We start from the raw sequence: 18,462 nt of genomic DNA, 5'->3' as shown, positions 1-18,462 counted from the left end.
CAACTTGTCAGTCACTCTGCCCGCGCGCGCCATTCCTTGTAGCGCAGCACCGCGTTGGCGCCGATCTGCTGGAAAGGTTGAGGGGGCAGGCGTTTGGGCCGCGCCTCGGCGGTGAAGTGGCGGGTGATGTCGCTGTCCACGCCGCAGGCCAGTTCCGCTGCGCCAATCCCTGTCAGGGTGCCGCGCGCGGTCCCAAGGCCGTTCTGAACGCAGCCGGAGAACAGCCCGTCATCGAGCTTGCGCATCACCGACACGCCATTCAGAGTCAGGCACAGGTGGCCGGCCCAGGCATGCGCCATCTTCAGGCCCGCAAGCTGCGGAAAGCGCTGTTCGAACTTCCCTTGCATGACGCGGGCCGCCCGCGCGACCTGTCCCGGCCCGATCCGGCGGCCCGGAGCGAGCGTCGCACAGGTGCGGGTGACGATCCGGTTGCCGCCCTGGCCGGTGTCGATGCGCCGCACGGTGGTGCCCATCGGATCGGCGGGGGTGATGCCCCAACGGCTTTGCCCGCCAAGCCGCGCCAGCGCGTCGGCGTCAAGTTCCGGCGTCATCACAGCGTAAAGGAACAGCTGCATCAGCCGGCCGCTTTCGAAGCCGAAGCTTTCAAGATGGCCGTTGACGGTCAGGATCACGCGGCCCGCGCTGACCTCACCCGACCGGGTGCCGACATTCCAGGCGGTCCCTTCGCGCCGCAACGACGTCACGGCGCTGTTTTCGTGGATCGTGACGCCGGCGTCCGAAAGCCCGGCGGCCAGACCACGGATATAGCCTGCGGGCTGCAGCATCACCGTGCCCGGCGTATAAAGCCCCGACCGGTAGTGCCGCGACCCGGTCAGGTCGGCCATGGCCTGCGCGTCGAGCATCTCCGACGCCTCGCCAAGGGACGCGAGATGCCGGGCGTAGCTTTCGTTGTGCGCATGCGCCTCAGCGCTCGCCGCGCCGTTCACCTTGCCCGCGCGGTCGAAGTAATGGCTGTCGATCCGATAGTCCGCGACAGCCTCTTGCGCGAAAGCGATGGCCTGGCGGTTCAGACCGATCATCGCCCGGTCGTCCCCGGCCCCGGCATAGTCGTCCGAGGTCAGCTCGTGCGGCAGGTCGATCATGAAACCGGAGTTGCGGCCTGCCGATCCTTCGGCGATGCGCCCCGCATCCAGCACCAGGATTACGGCCTGCGGCTCCAGCTGCCGCGCCCGCCGCGCGGCGGAAAGGCCGGCAAAGCCCGCACCGACGATGACAATATCCGCCGTGCGCGCGCCCTCCAACCGCGGACGCTCGGGGGCCGGTCCGAGGATGGTGTTCCATGCGGCCGGTCCCTGCAGGGCGGGCAGTGTCCTGACACGTATGCCCGTCAATCCACCGCCTCGTCCACGTCGTCGCTCAGGTCGATCCAGATCGTCTTGAGCTGGGTGTACTGGTCATGCGCGTGGATGCCGTTGTCGCGCCCGCCGAAACCGCTGGCCTTGAACCCGCCGAAGGGGGTCGCGCTGTCGCCTTCGCCAAAGCTGTTGACCGTCACTGTCCCGGCCCGGATCGCGCGCGCACCGCGCAGGGCGCGTTTGACGTTGGCGGTAAAGATAGAGGCGGCCAGCCCGTATTCGGTGTCGTTGGCCATCGCGATGGCCTCGTCAAAGCTGTCCACCGTCAGCACCGACAGGACCGGGCCGAAAATCTCTTCGCGGGCCTGCGGCGCGTCGGCGGCAACCTCGAGGATCGTGGGTTCGACGAAACCGTCCTTTGCGGCGCCGCCCATCACCACCTTGGGCCCCTTGCCGAGGTAGGAACAGACCTTGTCGAAATGCGCGCGGCTGACCAAGGCGCCCACGCGGTTCACCGGGTCGAGCGGGTCGCCCATCGGCCATTCGCGCAGGTGGGCCTTGATCCGGTCCATCAGCGCGTCCTTGACGCCCTTCTGCACGATCAGCCGCGACGACGCAGAGCAATTTTCGCCCATGTTCCAAAAGGCGCCGTTCACCACATGCGCCGCCACGCGGTCGAGGTTCTCGGCATCGTCAAGCACCACGGCAGGGTTCTTGCCGCCCATTTCCAGCGTGACTTCCTTGAGGTTCGACTCCGCCGCGTAGCGCAGGAAACGCCGCCCGGTTTCGGTCGATCCGGTAAAGCTGAGCGCATCGACATCCATGTGGCGGCCAAGCGGCTCCCCGACCTCGGGCCCGGTGCCGGGCAGCACGTTGAAGACACCGGCGGGCACCCCGGCCTCCATGGCCAGCTCGGCCACGCGCAGCGCGGTCAACGACGTCTCTTCCGCCGGTTTGACGATCACCGAACAGCCCGCCGCTAGGGCCGGGCCGATCTTCCAAGCCAGCATCAAGAGCGGGAAGTTCCACGGCAGGACTAGGCCCACGACGCCGACCGGTTCGCGCACAACCATGGCGATGTGATCGTCAGAGGCGGGCGAAACCTGGTCATAGATCTTGTCGATCAGCTCGGCGTGCCAGGTCAGGCAATGGATCGTCTCGGGCACATCCACGGTTTCGCAATCAAGGATCGTCTTGCCGGAATCGAGGCTTTCCATGACGGCCAGTTCGCGCGCGTTGCGCTTCATCAGCTTGGCCAGACGGATCAGCACCGCCTTGCGCTCGCCCGGATGCAGGCGCGACCATCGGCCGTCCTCGAAAGCGTCGCGGGCTTTCTGCACGGCTAAATCCACATCCTCGGCGCCGCAGGCCACGACCTTGGTCAGCACCTTGCCCGTCGCGGGGTTGACTGTGTCGAAGGTGGCGCCAGAGGCGGCTGGGCGAAAGCTGCCATCGACAAAGGCCTGGGTCGGCAGGGTCAGATCTGCTGCGATCGCCTTGTATTCCTCGGTTGTCAAAAGGTCGCTCATTCTGCTGCCTCCGCCTGTGCGCCGGCGTTTGCCCCGGCTTCGATGTCCGCGACCGTGCGCTTGAGCACCCGGACCACCTGTTCCAACTGCCGCTTGTCGTCCTTGTTGAGCGGACGCAGCGGCGGACGCGGCGGACCGGCGTGTTGGCCCATCATTTCGCACCCATACTTGACGCATTGGATGAACTTACCGCCCTGTTCGAGCACCCGCATCAGCGGCATCATCGCCGACATGATCCGGCGGCCCTTGTCAAAGTCGCCTTCGACCCGGCAGGCCTTCCACAGCGCCACATGTTCCTTCGGCAGGAAGTTGGACCCGGCGCAAACCCAGCTGCGCGCGCCCCAGGCAAAGAATTCCAGCGCCTGATCGTCCATGCCGCAGGACATCTGAATATGCGGATAGTCGCGGGCCAGCAGGTGCACGCGGTTGATATCGCCCGAGCTTTCCTTGATCGCGCAGAAATTGCGGCTGCGCCCGACGCGGTCGAGGAACTCCTCGCCCATGTCGATGCCCATGCGGCCGGGGTAGTTGTAAAGCATGATGGGCAGGTCGGCGGCGCGGTCGATCGCCAGCGCGTTCAACGCGTTTTCCCGCTCGGTTGGGACGGCGTAGGGCGGGGAGCCGACCAGCAGCGCGGCGGCACCGATCCTGGCCGCGTGTTCGGCCATGGCAATGGAATCGGGCAGGCGGATCGCCACCGTGCCGACGATGAGCGGCAGCCGGTCGCCGATCACGTCCTTGACGAAGCTGGCGATTTCGATCCGTTCCTCAAGGCTCTGGGCATAGTATTCGCCCGTCGAGCCGCCGTTGATCAGGCCATTCACACCCGATGCGATCAGATACTCGATCTGAGAGACCAGCGCGTCGCGGTCGATGCTGCCATCCTCTTGGTGCGGGGTGATGACAGGCGTGTAAATGCCGTCGAATTTCATGAGGCTCCTTTCCGGGCAACAGCCCCCGGCGCAGGTCCAAGCGGGATCTGCATGCCAGCCGGTGTGACAAAGCTTTCGATTTCGGCGCGCGACAGGTCCCAATGGTCCAGCGCCAGCTGCGCGGCCCCGTCGGCATCCCCCGCCTCGATCAGCGCGATGAACTGGTCGTGCTGATCGGCGGCCACGCCGCGCTGCTCCGCCATCGAGGGATTGCGCGGGTTATAGAAGGACATGCCGATCCGGGTGTGGTCGATCAGCAGCCGCCGCAGGCTCGGCGTCAGAAATTCGTTGTCCGCCATGTCGCCGACCACCGCGTGAAACCGCTGGTTCATCAGCGCGCGCTCTGCCGTGTCGCCGTCGCGGATCGCCTTGCGGAACAGGGTCTGCGCGTCCTTCAGGCGCATGATCTGGGCTTGCGTCGCATGTTCCGCCGCCAGCCGCGACACCGCCGCATAAAGCATCGGGGCGGCCATGAAGAAGTTGCGCATCGTCTTGTGGGTCATGGGCGCCACCTGTGCGCCGCGGTTCTTGTGCAAGACGACATAGCCTTCGCCCGCAAGCTGGTTGAGCACTTCGCGCAGGGGCGGGCGCGAGATGGCGTAAGCCTCCGACAGCTCGGCCTCATCCAGATAGCTGCCCGGCTCCACATCCTGTGTCAGGATCCGGCGGCGGATATCCTCGAGGCATCTGCCCTTCTTGCTTAGCGTTTCCTCGGCCATTCCCGGCCCTCCCGATTCACCCACCGCCCGAACGTTTCTGAGGATGTGTAGACCAAGAAAATACATGTTGTCTACAATTAAGATTCGTGTCAGTTACGCGCTTGCGCATCTGCCTCGCAGCTGCCTTCCGATCTTGAGGATCCGGCAATGACCGCTCCACAAAACATCGTCTTTGCGCTGGTCGAAGATTTCACGCACATGGCCTTTGCCTGCGCGGTCGATCCGCTGCGCATCGCCAACCTGATTTCCGGCACGCCGCTGTATCAGTGGTCCTATGCTTCGCTCGATGGGCATTGGGCCCGCAGTTCGGACGGCACCCGGATCGAGGTGCAGCACGCCTTCAACGCCCTGCCGGACTGTGACCGGCTTTTCGTGCTGTCGGGCATCGGGATGCAAGGCAAGGATCACACGGTGCTTCTGAATGCGCTTCGGCGCAAGGATCGCCTGACCCGTACCCGGATCGGGGCGCTGTGTTCCGGCAGTTGGGTTTTGGCGACCGGCGGGTTCCTGAACGGGCGCGAGGCTTCGATCCACTGGGAATACCACGACAGCTTCATGGAGGAATTCCCCGAGGTGAACCTGCTGCGCAATGTCTTTGTCGCCGATGGCAAGCATCCCACCGCCTCGGGCGGCACAGCCACGGCGGATCTGATGCTGCACCTGATCGCGCAGGATCACGGGCATGACCTGTCCGTCGCCGTGTCGGACCAGATGGTCTATAACGCCGTGCGCGAAGCGACGGGGGCGCAGAAAGTATCCCTGCAGTCCCGCAAGGGCATGCGCAACGCGCATCTTGCCGCTGCGATCACGCGGATGGAGGGGAGCCTCGACAGTCCGGTCTCTCCGTCGCTGATCGCGCGAGAGATCGGGATTTCGACCCGTCAGCTGGAACGGCTGTTCGGCAAATACCTGAACGCCTCGCCCAAGAAATACTACATGGACCTGCGCATGGCCCGCGCCCGGCATCTTCTGGTGCAGACCGAAATGTCGATCATAGACGTGGCGCTTGCCTGCGGGTTCGAAAGTTCGGGCCACTTTTCGCGGGTCTATCGCACCACGTTCGGCTGCACTCCGGTCAAGCAGCGCGAACGGCTGGGCTGACAGACCGCCGTCCGCGTCCGAAAGCATCTTTCCAATAGACCGCGGGCCGACGATGCCGTGATACTCAAGCCGGACCACCCGATCGGGCGCAACAGACCCTCACAGGTCGGTTTCCGGCCCCCGCGTCACGCCGCCCATTCGCCTTTGCGGAACACCGGCACGCGGGTCCCGTCCGGCTTCACGCCGTCGATATCCGTCTCGGGCCCGCCGATCATCCAGTCGACGTGGATCATGCTGGAATTGCCCCCCTTGGCGGCGATCTCGTCGGCGCTCAGGCTGCCGCCGTCCAGGAAACATTTGGAATAGCACTGCCCCAGCGCGATGTGGCAGGAGGCGTTTTCGTCAAAGAGCGTGTTGTAGAACAGCAGACCGGACGCCGAGATGGGCGAGGAATGCGGCACCAGCGCCACCTCGCCCAGGCGCGCGGCGCCTTCATCGGTGTCCAGCAGCTTGCGCAGCACCGCCTCGCCCTTGGTGGCGGTGGCCTCGACGATGCGGCCCGCTTCGAACCGCACGGCGATGTCTTCGATCAGGCTACCTTGGTGCGCCAGCGGCTTGGTCGCGCGCACATGCCCTTCGACCCGCTGTGCATGGGGGGTGGTGAACACCTCTTCGGTGGGGATGTTGGGGTTGCAGATGACGCCGTTCTTGGCCTCGGATGCGCCGCCATGCCATTCGTGATCCTCGGCCAGCCCGACCTGCAGGTCCAGCCCCGGCCCGCTGTAGTGCAGCGCATCGAACCGCTGATCGTTGAGCCAGTCTGTCCGCGACCGCAGCCGGGCGTTGTGCGCCTGCCATTCGGCCACCGCATCGCCGCCGGTGACGCGCGAGGCCTCGAAAATCGCGCGGGCGAGTTTCGTCACAGCCTCGGCCTCTGGCAGGTCGGGGAACATCTGCCGGGCCCAGGCGGCCCCCGGGTAGGCCGCGATGGTCCAGTTGATGTCGAAATTCGCGATACGCTCCAGCGCGGGTTTGTAGGCGATGGAATTGGCCTTGCCCGCGCGTGCCACCTTGTCCGGATCCTCGTCCGCCAGCAGCATCGGATCGTCGCCGACGATGGCCATGCGCGCCGCACCGCCTTCGTAGGCCTGCGCCATCCCGTCGTACAACCAGCCCGGCGCGCGGTCAAAGCTTGCCTCTCGGGCATTGCGGAACCGGGCCAGCGCCAGCGCGCCATCCGACAGGATCGGCGTGACCAGCCCGGCGCCCGCGCGATAGGCGGCGGCCGTGACCCGGCGCACCAATGGCAACGCCTCGACCGGTGCGGTCAGCACCAGGTCCTGGCCCGGCTGCAGGTTCAGCCCGACGCGCACGGCCACCTCGGCCAGTGCATCCAGTTCTTGCTCGAATCCCGTATCGACGGTCATGTGACGCTCCTGCATCTGGTGTCGGATGTGCAAACGGCCCGCACCGGGGCGGGCCGTCCTAACAGTCTAGCGCGGATGCGGGTCAGGCAAAGCGCCCGGCGCGAGTCTTCACGAAATGCGGATCGCCGTAGACCGCGGAACTGCCCAGCTCATCGGCGATGCGCAGCAGGCGGTTGTACTTGGCCGTGCGGTCCGAGCGGGACAGCGACCCGGTCTTGATCTGGCCGCAGTTGGTGGCCACGGCCAGGTCGGCGATGGTGGTATCCTCGGTCTCGCCCGAGCGGTGCGACATCATGCAGGTGTAGCCCGCCTTGTGCGCCCGGTCGACAGTGTCCAGCGTTTCGGTCAGCGATCCGATCTGGTTGATCTTGATCAGGATCGAATTGGCGATGCCGTTTTCGATCCCGGCATTCAGGTACTTCACATTGGTACAGAAGTTGTCGTCGCCCACCAGTTGGCACTGATCGCCGATGGCCTTGGTGATCGCCTGCCAGCCCGTGGTGTCGTTTTCCGCCATCGCATCCTCGATCGAGATGATCGGATAATCGGCCACCAGCTTCTGCAGATACTGGCTGTGTTCCTCGACCGACCGGATCAGGTCCTCGCCCTTGTAGTCGTAGCCGCCGCCGTTCGCATCGGTCCAGAATTCCGAGGTCGCGGGATCCAGCGCGATGGCGATGTCCTTGCCCGGCTTGAATCCGGCCTTCTCGATGGCCGCCATGACGTAATCCAGCGCCTCGACCGCGTTGGCCACGTCGGGGGCAAAGCCGCCTTCGTCGCCGACGTTCGTGGCATGGCCGTTCTTCGACAGCTCTTTCTTCAGGGTGTGAAAGATCTCGGCGCCCATGCGGATTGCCTCGGCCATCGACGGGGCACCCACTGGCATCACCATGAACTCCTGGAAATCCAGCGGGTTCGCGGCATGCGCGCCGCCGTTGATGATGTTCATCGCCGGGATCGGCAGCACATGGGCATTGGCCCCGCCCACATAGCGGTAAAGCGGCACGCCGCCCGCCGCGGCGGCCGCCTTGGCCACAGCCAGCGACACGGCCAGCACCGCATTGGCACCGAACCGGCCCTTGTTGTCGGTGCCGTCAAGCTCGATCATCGTCATGTCGCAGCCGCGCTGGTCCTCGGCATCCTTGCCGATGAGCGCGTCCCTTATCTCGCCGTTCACGTTGCCCACTGCCTTGAGCACGCCCTTGCCAAGGAACCGGTCGCCGCCGTCGCGCAGCTCGAGCGCCTCGCGTTCACCGGTCGATGCGCCAGAGGGCACCATGGCCGATCCGAAAGAGCCGTCCACCAGCGTGACATCGGCCTCGACCGTCGGGTTGCCACGGCTGTCAAGAACTTCGCGCGCTTTGATATCTGCAATCTGTGTCATAAGAGCTTTCCGTTTCAAGGGTTCGGCCACTCTATACCGCGTCGCTTACCCGGAGGAAAGCCATCCGCGCCCGCGATTGTTAGCGGAAACACAGCCCGCGCGGCCCGGCGGTGGGCGGGCAGCCTTCCCCATCGACACCGCCGCCCGCACGGCGTAGCCTGCCCGCCATGACAAGGAGGCCGCAATGACCCTGATGCGCCTGATCTATGCCTCCCGACCTTTCGGCTACGACAATGCGATGCTCGCGGGCATTCTGGTCGATGCGCGCCGCAGCAACCTGGCCAATGACATCACCGGGTCGCTGATTGCCCGCGCCGATCTCTATCTGCAACTGCTCGAAGGACCCGAGGCCGCGGTGCGCGGCACCTACAACCGGATTCGCCGAGACGACCGGCACGTGGATGTGCAACTGCTGGTCTACCGCGAAGCCGCGGAAAGGCTTTTCGCCGGCTGGACGATGCGCGACGATCCGGCGAAATCCTGGATGTGGACGCGTGAGGATCTGGCGCGGGGCGCGTTGCAAAAGACCACGCCCGAGGAGATCGAGGCGGTGTTCGAACGCCACCGGTCAGAGCTTTCGGTCTAAACCGGCTGGGCTGTCCGCTTGACGGTGCTAGACTGCCCGTCAGATCGAAACAGCACATCCCCGGAGGCCGCTCTTGCTTTTCCACAGCAACAACCGCGAACGCAACGCCGACACCCGCCGCGTCTATGCGCGCTACGAACTTCTGCACACCTGCGTGGATTTTCTGGCGGCGTTCTGCTTTCTCGTGGGGTCGGTGCTGTTCCTCTTGCCCGCGTACGAAAAACCGGCGATCTGGCTGTTCATCCTGGGCTCGGTCTTCTTCATGGCAAAGCCCAGCATACGGTTGACCCGCGAAATCCAGCTCTGGCGCATGGGGCGCACGGACATCCTCGCCCAACGCGAAGAAGGCGACTGACCCCTTCTTCGGTTTGCAATAACCTCAGAGATCGCGAGAGACTGGTCTCTCGCATCCGCGCGGCGCGCGGATCGTCGGCCCTTTCGCCTCTGCCCGCGATCCGCTAAGACCACGCCAAACGCCCCCAAGCAAAGCGAAGACCGATGAAATTCACGCTGTCCTGGCTGAAAGACCACCTCGAGACCGAGGCCCCGCTCGACGACATCCTCTATGCCCTGACCGACCTGGGGCTCGAGGTCGAAGGCGTCGAAAACCCGTTGAACACGCTGGGCGCCTTTACGATCGGCAAGGTGCTGCAGGCGGAAAAGCACCCCGATGCCGACAAGCTCAAGGTCTGCCAGGTCGCGACCGACGAGGGCGAGTTGCAGATCATCTGCGGTGCCCCCAATGCGCGGGAAGGCATCACCGTGGTCGTGGCCAAGCCCGGCACCTATGTGCCCGGCATCGACACCACCATCGGCGTCGGCAAGATTCGCGGGATCGAGAGCTTCGGCATGATGTGCTCCATGCGCGAGATGGAGCTTTCGGACGAACATGACGGCATCATAGAACTGCCCTCGGGCGAGGTCGGACAGAAATTCACCGACTGGCTGGCGGCCAACGATCCCGCCCGCGTCGATCCGGTGATCGAGATTGCCATCACCCCCAACCGTCCCGACGCCCTGGGCGTCTACGGCATCGCCCGCGACCTCGCGGCGCGCGGTCTGGGCACGCTCAGGTCCGGCACGGTGGAGCCCGTGCCCGGCACCTTCCCGTGCCCGATCTCCGTCAGCATCGACGCCGACACGCAGGAGGCCTGCCCGGTCTTCTACGGCCGCCTGATCCGCGGCGTGAAGAACGGCCCCAGCCCGCAGTGGCTGCAGGACCGGCTGCGCGCCATCGGCCTGCGCCCGATTTCGTTCCTTGTCGACGTCACCAACTTTGCCACCTACGACCGCAACCGCCCGCTGCACGTCTTCGACGCCGACAAGGTCAAGGGCGGCCTGCGCGTGCACCGTGCCGAAGGCGGCGAGACGATGGTGGCGCTGGACGACAAGACCTACACCTTCCAGCCCGACATGACGCTCATCTCGGACGACGGCGGCGTCGAATCCATTGCCGGGGTCATGGGCGGCCTGCCCTCGGGCGTGACGATGGAGACAACGAATGTCTTCATCGAAGCGGCGTATTTCGACCCGATCCGCACCGCCTATACGGGCCGCGCGCTCAAGATCAATTCCGACGCCCGCTACCGGTTCGAGCGGGGCATCGACCCGGCGTGGACCCCCCACGGGATCGAACTGGCGACCCGGATGATCCTCGATCACGCAGGCGGAGAGCCGTCCGAGGTGACCGTCGCCGGGGCCATCCCCGACACCTCGCGCGCCTACCGGCTTGATCCGGCGCGGGTGATCTCGCTCGTGGGTATGGACATCCCCGAGGCCGAGCAGCGCCAGACGCTGACCGACCTCGGCTTCGTCCTTGATGGCGACATGGCGCAGGTGCCCAGCTGGCGGCCCGATGTCATGGGCGAGGCGGACCTCGTCGAAGAGGTGGCGCGCGTCGCCTCACTGACCAAGCTCAAGGCCAAGCCGCTGCCGCGCCTGCATCCGGGCGTGCCGAAGCCGATCCTGTCGCCGCTGCAGAAACGCGAACAGGCGGCGCGGCGCACCACCGCGGCGCTGGGCTACAACGAATGCGTGACCTACAGCTTTGTCGATGCCGCGGCGGCGACCCTGTTCAAGGGCGGCGACGATGCCACGATGCTGGCCAACCCTATCAGCACCGAGCTCAGCCACATGCGCCCAGCGCTTTTGCCCGGCCTGCTGCGCGCCGCGGCCCGCAACCAGGCCCGCGGCTTCGCCGATCAGGCGCTGTTCGAGATCGGCCATGCCTTTCATGGCGGAGAGCCCGAGGAACAGCATCTGCTGATCACCGGGCTTCGGGTCGGGCGCACCGGCCCCAAGGATGTGCATGGCGCGTCCCGCGCCGTCGATCTTTATGACGTCAAGGCCGATGCCGAGGCGGTGCTTGCCGCGATGGGCGCGCCTGCAAAGGTGCAGATCCTGCGCGGTGCCGCCGATTGGTGGCACCCCGGGCGGCACGGCATGATCTGCCTTGGCCCCAAGAAGGTACTGGGCGTCTACGGCGAGTTGCACCCCAAGGTCCTGCGCGAGATGGATGTGAAGGGACCCGCCGTCGGCTTTACCCTTTGGCCCGCGGAAATTCCGCTGCCGCGCAAGACCGGCGCGACCCGCCCGGCGCTGACGCTCAACGATCTGCAGATGGTCGAACGCGATTTCGCCTTCGTGGTCGATGCGGATGTGCAGGCGCTCGATCTGGTCAATGCCGCCGCCGGGGCCGACAAGGCGCTGATCGCAGACGTGCGCGTCTTTGACGAATTCATCGGCGGCAGCCTGGGCGAGGGCAAGAAATCCCTGGCCATCACCGTGCGTCTGCAACCCACCGACAAGACGTTGAAAGAGGCGGATATCGAAGCGGTCGCCGCCAGGATCATCGAAAAGGTCGGCAAAGCCACCGGCGGTGTCCTGCGGGGGTAAGACCTCTGGCGCGGGCGGTTGCCCGCGCTGGCCCGCGCCTTACCTTAGCTCTCAAGACATCCAAACGGGGGGCAAGGAACCATGGGACTGAACGTTTATCTTTCCGGCGAAATTCACACCGATTGGCGTGAACAGATCATCGACGGCGCGCAGGGCCTTGATATCACCTTTACCAGCCCGGTGACCGATCACGCCGCCAGCGACGATTGCGGGGTCACGATCCTGGGCGAAGAGCCCAACAAGTACTGGCACGATCACAAGGGCGCGATGGTCAACGCGATCCGCACCCGCAAAGGCATCGAAGATGCCGATATCGTCGTCGTGCGCTTTGGCGAGAAATACAAGCAGTGGAACGCCGCATTCGACGCGGGCATGGCCGCCGCCCTTGGCAAATCGCTGATCGTGCTGCAGCAGCCCGACCACGACCACGCCCTGAAAGAGGTGGATGCCGCAGCGCTCGCCGTGGCGCGCGAGCCGGGGCAGGTGGTGGATATCCTGCGCTATGTCCTGACCGGCAGCCTGCCGGGCTGAAGCCGGGGAAAGACCCCCGCGCTTTCCCCGGGGTGCCGCACTATTTTCTGTGCTAGATAGGCCCGCAATGGTAAATCGCGTGCGCAAACGGCAAGCGTCTGCGAACGCGCAGCTATAATGTGGGGACAACAATGATTAACGAATTCAAGGACTTCATTGCCAAGGGCAATGTCATGGACATGGCCGTCGGCATCATCATCGGCGCGGCCTTCACCGCGATCGTCACGTCGCTGGTGGGCGACCTGATCAATCCGATCATCGCGATTTTCACCGGCGGCATCGACTTCTCGGGCTGGTTCTACATCCTGGGCGACGGCGAATGCGCCTCGGTCGACGCCTGCACGGAAGCGGGCATTCCGATCTTTGCCATCGGCAACTTCCTGATGGCCGTGATCAATTTCCTGATCATCGCTTTCGTGGTGTTCATGCTGGTCAAGATGGTCAACCGCGTGAAATCTGCGGCCGAGAGCCCGGACGAAGTGGCCCCCGAGGTCGAGACCGGTCCGTCAGAGCTCGACGTGCTGCTGGAAATCCGCGACGCGCTCAAGAAGTAAGCGGCGACCAGGGAAGACGATCAAGGCCGGGCAAAGTGCCCGGCCTTTTTCATTGCGCCCGCGTCGTTCTTTACCCCCGCAGGATCACCTGCGGCGAGGTCACGTCGATCCCCAGCGCCTTGCCCACCGCGTAATACGTGAGCTTGCCCGCGTGCACGTTCAGCCCTTCCATCAGGTGCGGATCGTCAAGGCAGGCCTGTTTCCACCCCTTGTCGGCCAGGTTCAGCATGAACGGCATCGTCGCGTTTCCCAGCGCGATGGTCGAGGTGCGCGCGACCGCGCCCGGCATGTTGGCGACGCAGTAGTGCATGATGCCGTCGACCTCGTAGACCGGGTCCTGATGGGTGGTGGCCTTTGACGTTTCAAAGCAACCGCCCTGGTCGATGGCCACATCCACAAGGGCAGCACCCGGCTTCATCTCGGACAGTTGCGCGCGGCTGATCAGCTTGGGCGCTGCGGCGCCGGGGATCAGCACCGCGCCGATGACGATGTCGGCCTCGCGCGCGAGATCGATCGTGTTGCCCGCGCTGGCATAGCTGGTCTTGAACGTGCCTCCAAAGACATCGTCAAGGTAGCGCAGCCGCGGCAGCGACCGGTCCAGCACGGTGACATCCGCGCCCATGCCCGCGGCAATCCGCGCCGCATGGGTGCCGACGACGCCGCCGCCGATGACCATGACCCGCGCCGGGCCGACACCGGGCACGCCGCCCATCAGCACGCCGCGCCCGCCATTGGCCTTTTGCAGGGTCCAGGCGCCAACCTGCGGGGCGAGGCGACCGGCGACTTCGGACATCGGGGCCAGCAGGGGCAGGCCGCCGTTGCGGTCGGTCACGGTCTCGTAGGCGATGGCGGTGCAGCCCGACTCCATCAGATCGCGGGTCTGATCGGGATCGGGGGCGAGATGCAGATAGGTAAAGAGCAGCTGCCCCTCGCGCAGCATCTTGCGCTCGCCCGCCTGCGGTTCCTTGACCTTCACGATCATGTCGGCGGTGGCAAAGATGTCTTCCGCCGTATCCAGGATCGCCGCACCGGCATCGACATAATCCGCATCCTCGAACCCTGCGCCCTTCCCGGCACCGGCCTGCACGACAACCTCGTGCCCATGGGCCACCGCCTCGCGTGCGGCATTGGGCGTCAGACCGACGCGGAATTCCTGGGGTTTGATCTCGGTCGGGCATCCGATCTTCATGTCTTGGCCTCCTCTGTCTGGCTTGTCCGAGGCATACCGCGCCTTGCACGCAATTACCTGGTCGATTTCTGCGCGTGATTGCGCAATCATTCGAAGATTCTTCTATCAGGAGCTATATCGACGAAAGGAAATCGCGGAAATGACATTGGATGAGACCGATCGCCGGATTCTGCGCGTTCTGCAACGCGACGGGCGCATGTCGAATGCGGATCTTGCAGAGACGATCAACCTCTCGGCCTCGGCCTGCCACAGGCGGGTGCAGCGGCTGGAAAGCGCGGGCGTGATCCGCGATTACGTGGCGCTGCTGAACGAACGCAAGCTGGGGATGCCGACGACAGTTTTCGTGGAAATCAAGCTCGCCACCCAGGCAGACGAAGTGCTCGAGGCGTTTGAGAAGGCGGTGAAGAAGGTGCCCGACGTGCTGGAATGTCATCTGATGGCAGGCACGGCGGATTACATTCTGAAAATCGTGGCCGAGGACACCGAGGATTTCGCCCGCATTCATCGGCAGTACCTGACGCGCCTGCCGGGCGTCACGCAGATGCAGTCGTCCTTTGCGCTGCGCACGGTGTGCAAGACCACCGCGCTGCCGGTCTGACTTGCGCCTGACGGGCGCGTGGCTAGGCTGCGGCGCATGGATTGGGATCACATCATCGTCGGGGCGGGCAGTGCCGGCTGCGTTCTGGCAAAGCGGCTGAGCGAGGCGGGCCGCCGCGTGCTGCTGCTCGAGGCCGGGGGCCGCGACAATTACCACTGGGTGCATATCCCGATGGGGTATCTGTACTGCATCGGCAATCCGCGCACCGACTGGATGTTCCGCACCGTGGACGAACCGGGGCTGAACGGGCGGTCGCTGCTCTATCCGCGCGGCAAGGTTCTGGGCGGGTGTTCGTCGATCAACGGCATGCTTTACCTGCGCGGGCAGGCTGCGGATTACGACGGCTGGCGCCAACGGGGGTTGCCCGGCTGGGGCTGGGACGATGTGCTGCCCTATTTCAAGAAGTCCGAGGATTATGTCGACGGCCCGACCGAACATCACGGCGCGGGCGGCGAATGGCGGGTGGAGAACCAGCGCCTGCACTGGGAGGTGCTGGATCACTGGCGCGACGCGGCGGTGGCGGCGGGCCTGCCGCCGGTCACGGACTTCAATACCGGCGACAACGAAGGCGTCGGCTATTTCCGCGTGAACCAGCGCAACGGCTGGCGGATGAATACCGCCAAGGCGTTTTTGCGCACCACCCGCACCGACCGGTTGAAGGTGGAAACGCAGGCGCAGGTCATGTCGCTGCTTTTCGATGGCGGACGGGTGACAGGCGTGGCCTATGATCGCGCGGGCCATCGGGTCGACGCGCGTGCCGGGGGCGACGTGATCCTGTCGGCGGGGGCGATCGGCAGCCCGCACATCCTGCAGCTTTCGGGGATCGGCCCGGCGCGACTGCTGCAGGATCATGGCATCGCAGTGCGCCATGCCTGCGACGCGGTGGGCGGCAACCTGCAGGATCACCTGCAACTGCGCTGCGCCTGGCGGTTGACCGGGGCGAAGACGCTCAACACCATCGCGGGAACGCTGGCGGGCAAACTGCGGATCGCGGCGGAATACGCGCTGAAACGCTCTGGCCCGATGTCGATGTCGCCCAGCCAGCTTGGCGCCTTTTCGAAATCCCGCCCCGATCTGGCGACGGCGGATCTGGAATACCACGTGCAGCCGCTCAGCCTCGAGGCGTTCGGCCAGCCGCTGCACGACTTTCCCGCGATGACCGCCAGCGTCTGCCATCTGAGACCCGAAAGCCGGGGTCACGTGCGGCTGACAAGCCCCGATTTCCGCGACGCGCCCGAGATCCGGCCCAATTACCTCAGCACCGAAGGCGACCGTCAGGTGGCGGCGGCGGCCATTCGGCAGGCCCGCAACATCATGGCGCAGACGCCGATGCAGCGCTATGCGCCCGAGGAGATGAAGCCCGGCCCGCAGGCGGTGAGCGAAGAGGAGCTGCGCGCCGCGGCAGGCGACATCGGGACGACGATCTTCCACCCCGTGGGCACCGTGCGGATGGGGCCGGAGGCGGAGGCGCCGCTGGATGGTGCGCTGCGGTTCAAGGGGCTGGATGGGCTGCGCGTGGTCGATGCCAGCGTTATGCCGGTAATCACGAGCGGCAATACCAATGCGCCGACGATCATGATCGCGGAAAAGGCGGCCGATATGATCCTGACCGACCCGGCCCGCCGCTGAGCGCCCGTTTTTCTCAAGAAAAACGCACCGGACATGTTGAGATTTCAGGCCTCCAGAAACGACAAACCCCCGAAGCAGAAGCCCGGGGGTCGTCTCATCGTCTCGTGTCAGACAAAGCTGCTTAAAGCAGACCTTCGCGCTGCGCCTTTTTGCGTGCCAGCTTGCGGGCACGGCGGATCGCTTCAGCCTTCTCGCGCGCTTTTTTCTCGGACGGTTTCTCGAAATGTTGCTTGAGCTTCATTTCACGAAAAACGCCTTCACGCTGCAGCTTTTTCTTCAGGGCACGAAGCGCCTGATCGACATTGTTGTCGCGAACACTAACCTGCATGTGGTTTTCACCACCTTTCTAAGTTTGAGTTGCAAGGATTTGCAGGAGGTGGCCGTATAGCAAAGACCCCCTAGTTTGTCTAGTAAGAGATCAAAGCCTGCAAGGACAGCCAATGACCGATGAGACAACGCTGAAAATTCTCGACGCCGCCATGATGCACGTACCGTTCGACGGCTGGTCCGAGACGACGTTCCGGGCCGCCGCGGCCGATGCCGGGGTCGATCCGGTAGTGGCGCGCGCGCTGCTGCCGCGCGGTGCGGTAGACCTGGCGCTGGCCTATCATCGGCGCGGCGACGACCTGATGGCAGAGCGCCTGGGCCAGACCGACATGAGCGCGATGAAGTTTCGCGACAAGGTCGCCACCGCGGTGCGCCTGCGGCTCGAGGTGGTGGAGGACCGCGAAGTCGTGCGCCGCGGCACCACGCTTTTCGCCCTGCCGATGCACGCCGCCGATGGCGCGCGCGCGATCTGGGGCACGGCCGACAGGATCTGGACCGAACTTGGCGACACCTCGGACGACATCAACTGGTACACCAAGCGCGCCACCCTGTCGGGGGTCTATTCCTCGACCGTGCTCTACTGGCTGGGCGATGATTCGCTGGACGGTCAGGCCACCTGGGATTTCCTCGACCGCCGGATCGGCGACGTGATGAAGATCGAAGAGGTCAAGGCGCAGGTGCGCGACAATGCCGTGCTGAGCAAGGTTTTCGCAGGCCCGGCCTGGCTGCTAAGCAAGGTCAAGGCCCCGGGGGCGATGTCACGATCCGATCTGCCGGGCCGCTGGACGACCCCGGGGCAAAGCCCGAGATAAGGACACCACCATGACCGATACGATGCGTGCCGTTGAAATTTCCGAACCCGGCGGCCCCGAGGTGCTGCGCCTGTGCGACCGCCCCGTGCCTGTGCCCGGACATGGCCAGGTGGTGATCAAGGTGGCCTATGCCGGGGTGAACCGCCCCGACGCGCTGCAGCGCGCGGGCAATTACGCCCCGCCCAAGGGGGCGAGCGATCTTCCGGGGCTTGAGGCCTCGGGCGAGGTTGTGGCCCTGGGGGACGGAGTCGCGGGGCTGTCGGTCGGCGATGCGGTCTGCGCGCTGCTGCCCGGCGGCGGCTATGCCGAATACGTCGCGACCCCGGCGGCGCATTGCCTGCCGGTGCCCAGGGGCATGGGCCTGAAAGAGGCCGCCTGCCTGCCCGAGACATTCTTTACCGTCTGGACCAACGTCTTTCAGCGCGGCGGCCTCAAGGCGGGGGAGCGGTTCCTGGTCCACGGCGGATCCAGCGGCATCGGCACCACGGCGATCCAGCTGGCGTCGCATTTCGGTGCACGGGTCTTCACCACCGCCGGATCGGCCGAGAAATGCGCGAAATGTCTGGAGCTTGGGGCCGAACAGGCGCTGAACTACCGCGAGGCGGATTTTGTCGAGGTGATGAAGGCCGAAGGCGGGGCGAACCTGATTCTCGACATGGTGGGGGGCGATTACCTGCCGCGCAACGTCAAGGCGCTGGCCGACGACGGGCGGCTGGTCATGATCGCCTTTCTGCAGGGCCCCAAGGTCGAGCTGAATTTTGCCCAGGTCATGATGCGGCGGCTGACGATCACCGGCAGCACCCTGCGCCCGCAGTCCGATCTGGCCAAGGCCCGCATCGCAGATGATCTGCGCCGCGAGGTCTGGCCGCTTCTGGAAAACGGCCAGGTCGCCCCGGTGATGGATTCCGAATATCCGCTGGACCGGGCGGCAGAGGCGCACGCGCGCATGGAAAGCTCGGGCCATATCGGCAAGATCGTCCTCAAGGTCTGAGC

Annotated in this window: 18 protein-coding genes; 10 read left to right on the top strand and 8 right to left on the bottom strand. The window is 65.2% G+C overall.

Going from position 1 to position 18,462, the window contains the following annotated elements:
• Positions 1-11: 11 nt before the first annotated feature.
• Genes ACOXXX_RS06075 through ACOXXX_RS06060 form a run of 4 tightly spaced genes read right to left on the bottom strand, consistent with a single transcriptional unit; the run spans position 12 to position 4,496 of the window.
• Complete coding sequence (locus ACOXXX_RS06075; RefSeq protein WP_422825660.1) at positions 12-1,352, bottom strand: NAD(P)/FAD-dependent oxidoreductase; 1,341 nt, start codon at positions 1,350-1,352, stop codon at positions 12-14.
• On the bottom strand, positions 1,349-2,845 hold the full coding sequence (locus tag ACOXXX_RS06070; protein WP_422825659.1) for an aldehyde dehydrogenase: 1,497 nt from the start codon (positions 2,843-2,845) through the stop codon (positions 1,349-1,351). The genes ACOXXX_RS06075 and ACOXXX_RS06070 overlap by 4 nt, the downstream gene beginning before the upstream one ends.
• On the bottom strand, positions 2,842-3,777 hold the full coding sequence (locus tag ACOXXX_RS06065; RefSeq protein ID WP_422825658.1) for a dihydrodipicolinate synthase family protein: 936 nt from the start codon (positions 3,775-3,777) through the stop codon (positions 2,842-2,844). Before ACOXXX_RS06065 ends, ACOXXX_RS06070 begins: the two co-directional genes overlap by 4 nt.
• Positions 3,774-4,496, bottom strand: a complete 723-nt coding sequence (locus tag ACOXXX_RS06060; protein ID WP_422825657.1) for a GntR family transcriptional regulator — start codon at positions 4,494-4,496, stop codon at positions 3,774-3,776. Before ACOXXX_RS06060 ends, ACOXXX_RS06065 begins: the two co-directional genes overlap by 4 nt.
• A 147-nt stretch (positions 4,497-4,643) precedes the next feature.
• On the opposite strand from ACOXXX_RS06060, the gene ACOXXX_RS06055 reads away from it, so the two are divergent.
• Positions 4,644-5,597, top strand: a complete 954-nt coding sequence (locus ACOXXX_RS06055; protein WP_422825656.1) for a GlxA family transcriptional regulator — start codon at positions 4,644-4,646, stop codon at positions 5,595-5,597.
• Positions 5,598-5,722: 125 nt separating this feature from the next.
• Here the strand turns inward: ACOXXX_RS06055 and ACOXXX_RS06050 are convergent, their stop codons facing one another.
• Positions 5,723-6,964 carry an aminopeptidase gene (locus tag ACOXXX_RS06050; protein WP_422825655.1) on the bottom strand — a complete coding sequence of 414 codons (1,242 nt, stop codon included), beginning with the start codon at positions 6,962-6,964 and terminating at the stop codon, positions 5,723-5,725.
• Between the two features lie 82 nt (positions 6,965-7,046).
• A complete protein-coding gene (gene eno / locus ACOXXX_RS06045; RefSeq protein WP_422825654.1) occupies positions 7,047-8,348 on the bottom strand; it encodes a phosphopyruvate hydratase in 1,302 nt (433 codons plus the stop codon).
• Positions 8,349-8,532: 184 nt separating this feature from the next.
• On the opposite strand from eno, the gene ACOXXX_RS06040 reads away from it, so the two are divergent.
• The 5 genes from ACOXXX_RS06040 to mscL all read left to right on the top strand — a co-directional run bounded on the left by ACOXXX_RS06040 (position 8,533) and on the right by mscL (position 12,914).
• Positions 8,533-8,934 (top strand): BLUF domain-containing protein, encoded by a 402-nt coding sequence (locus tag ACOXXX_RS06040; RefSeq protein WP_422825653.1) that lies wholly within the window; start codon positions 8,533-8,535, stop codon positions 8,932-8,934.
• A gap of 73 nt (positions 8,935-9,007) precedes the next feature.
• The gene (locus ACOXXX_RS06035) at positions 9,008-9,289 is read left to right on the top strand and encodes a YrhK family protein (protein WP_422825652.1); all 282 of its coding nucleotides are present in this window, start codon (positions 9,008-9,010) and stop codon (positions 9,287-9,289) included.
• A gap of 143 nt (positions 9,290-9,432) precedes the next feature.
• Complete coding sequence (gene pheT, locus ACOXXX_RS06030; RefSeq protein ID WP_422825651.1) at positions 9,433-11,829, top strand: phenylalanine--tRNA ligase subunit beta; 2,397 nt, start codon at positions 9,433-9,435, stop codon at positions 11,827-11,829.
• Positions 11,830-11,910: 81 nt separating this feature from the next.
• Entirely contained in the window at positions 11,911-12,360 is a 450-nt protein-coding gene (locus ACOXXX_RS06025; protein ID WP_422825650.1) for a YtoQ family protein, read from the top strand.
• Positions 12,361-12,491: 131 nt separating this feature from the next.
• Positions 12,492-12,914, top strand: coding sequence for a large conductance mechanosensitive channel protein MscL (gene mscL, locus ACOXXX_RS06020; RefSeq protein ID WP_422825649.1), 423 nt, complete (start codon positions 12,492-12,494; stop codon positions 12,912-12,914).
• 70 nt (positions 12,915-12,984) lie between these two features.
• Here mscL and ald read toward each other — a convergent pair whose 3' ends face one another.
• Positions 12,985-14,103 carry an alanine dehydrogenase gene (gene ald / locus ACOXXX_RS06015; protein ID WP_422825648.1) on the bottom strand — a complete coding sequence of 373 codons (1,119 nt, stop codon included), beginning with the start codon at positions 14,101-14,103 and terminating at the stop codon, positions 12,985-12,987.
• A 139-nt stretch (positions 14,104-14,242) separates the two neighbouring features.
• Here ald and ACOXXX_RS06010 point away from each other — a divergent pair, with 139 nt between their 5' ends.
• Entirely contained in the window at positions 14,243-14,701 is a 459-nt protein-coding gene (locus ACOXXX_RS06010) for an Lrp/AsnC family transcriptional regulator (protein WP_422825647.1), read from the top strand.
• A gap of 36 nt (positions 14,702-14,737) precedes the next feature.
• Positions 14,738-16,330: a GMC family oxidoreductase gene (locus tag ACOXXX_RS06005; RefSeq protein ID WP_422825646.1), complete on the top strand. Its 1,593-nt coding sequence runs from the start codon at positions 14,738-14,740 to the stop codon at positions 16,328-16,330.
• Positions 16,331-16,451: 121 nt separating this feature from the next.
• Here the strand turns inward: ACOXXX_RS06005 and rpsU are convergent, their stop codons facing one another.
• Positions 16,452-16,658, bottom strand: coding sequence for a 30S ribosomal protein S21 (rpsU, locus tag ACOXXX_RS06000; RefSeq protein WP_005614280.1), 207 nt, complete (start codon positions 16,656-16,658; stop codon positions 16,452-16,454).
• A gap of 112 nt (positions 16,659-16,770) precedes the next feature.
• On the opposite strand from rpsU, the gene ACOXXX_RS05995 reads away from it, so the two are divergent.
• Positions 16,771-17,469 (top strand): COQ9 family protein, encoded by a 699-nt coding sequence (locus tag ACOXXX_RS05995; RefSeq protein WP_422825645.1) that lies wholly within the window; start codon positions 16,771-16,773, stop codon positions 17,467-17,469.
• A gap of 10 nt (positions 17,470-17,479) precedes the next feature.
• Positions 17,480-18,460, top strand: a complete 981-nt coding sequence (locus ACOXXX_RS05990) for an NAD(P)H-quinone oxidoreductase (protein WP_422825644.1) — start codon at positions 17,480-17,482, stop codon at positions 18,458-18,460.
• Positions 18,461-18,462 lie beyond the last annotated feature (2 nt).

Origin of the sequence: Thalassococcus sp. BH17M4-6 (assembly GCF_049323015.1) — a bacterium.
GTDB lineage: Bacteria > Pseudomonadota > Alphaproteobacteria > Rhodobacterales > Rhodobacteraceae > Puniceibacterium.
This window is presented reverse-complemented; position numbering and strand designations above follow the sequence as displayed.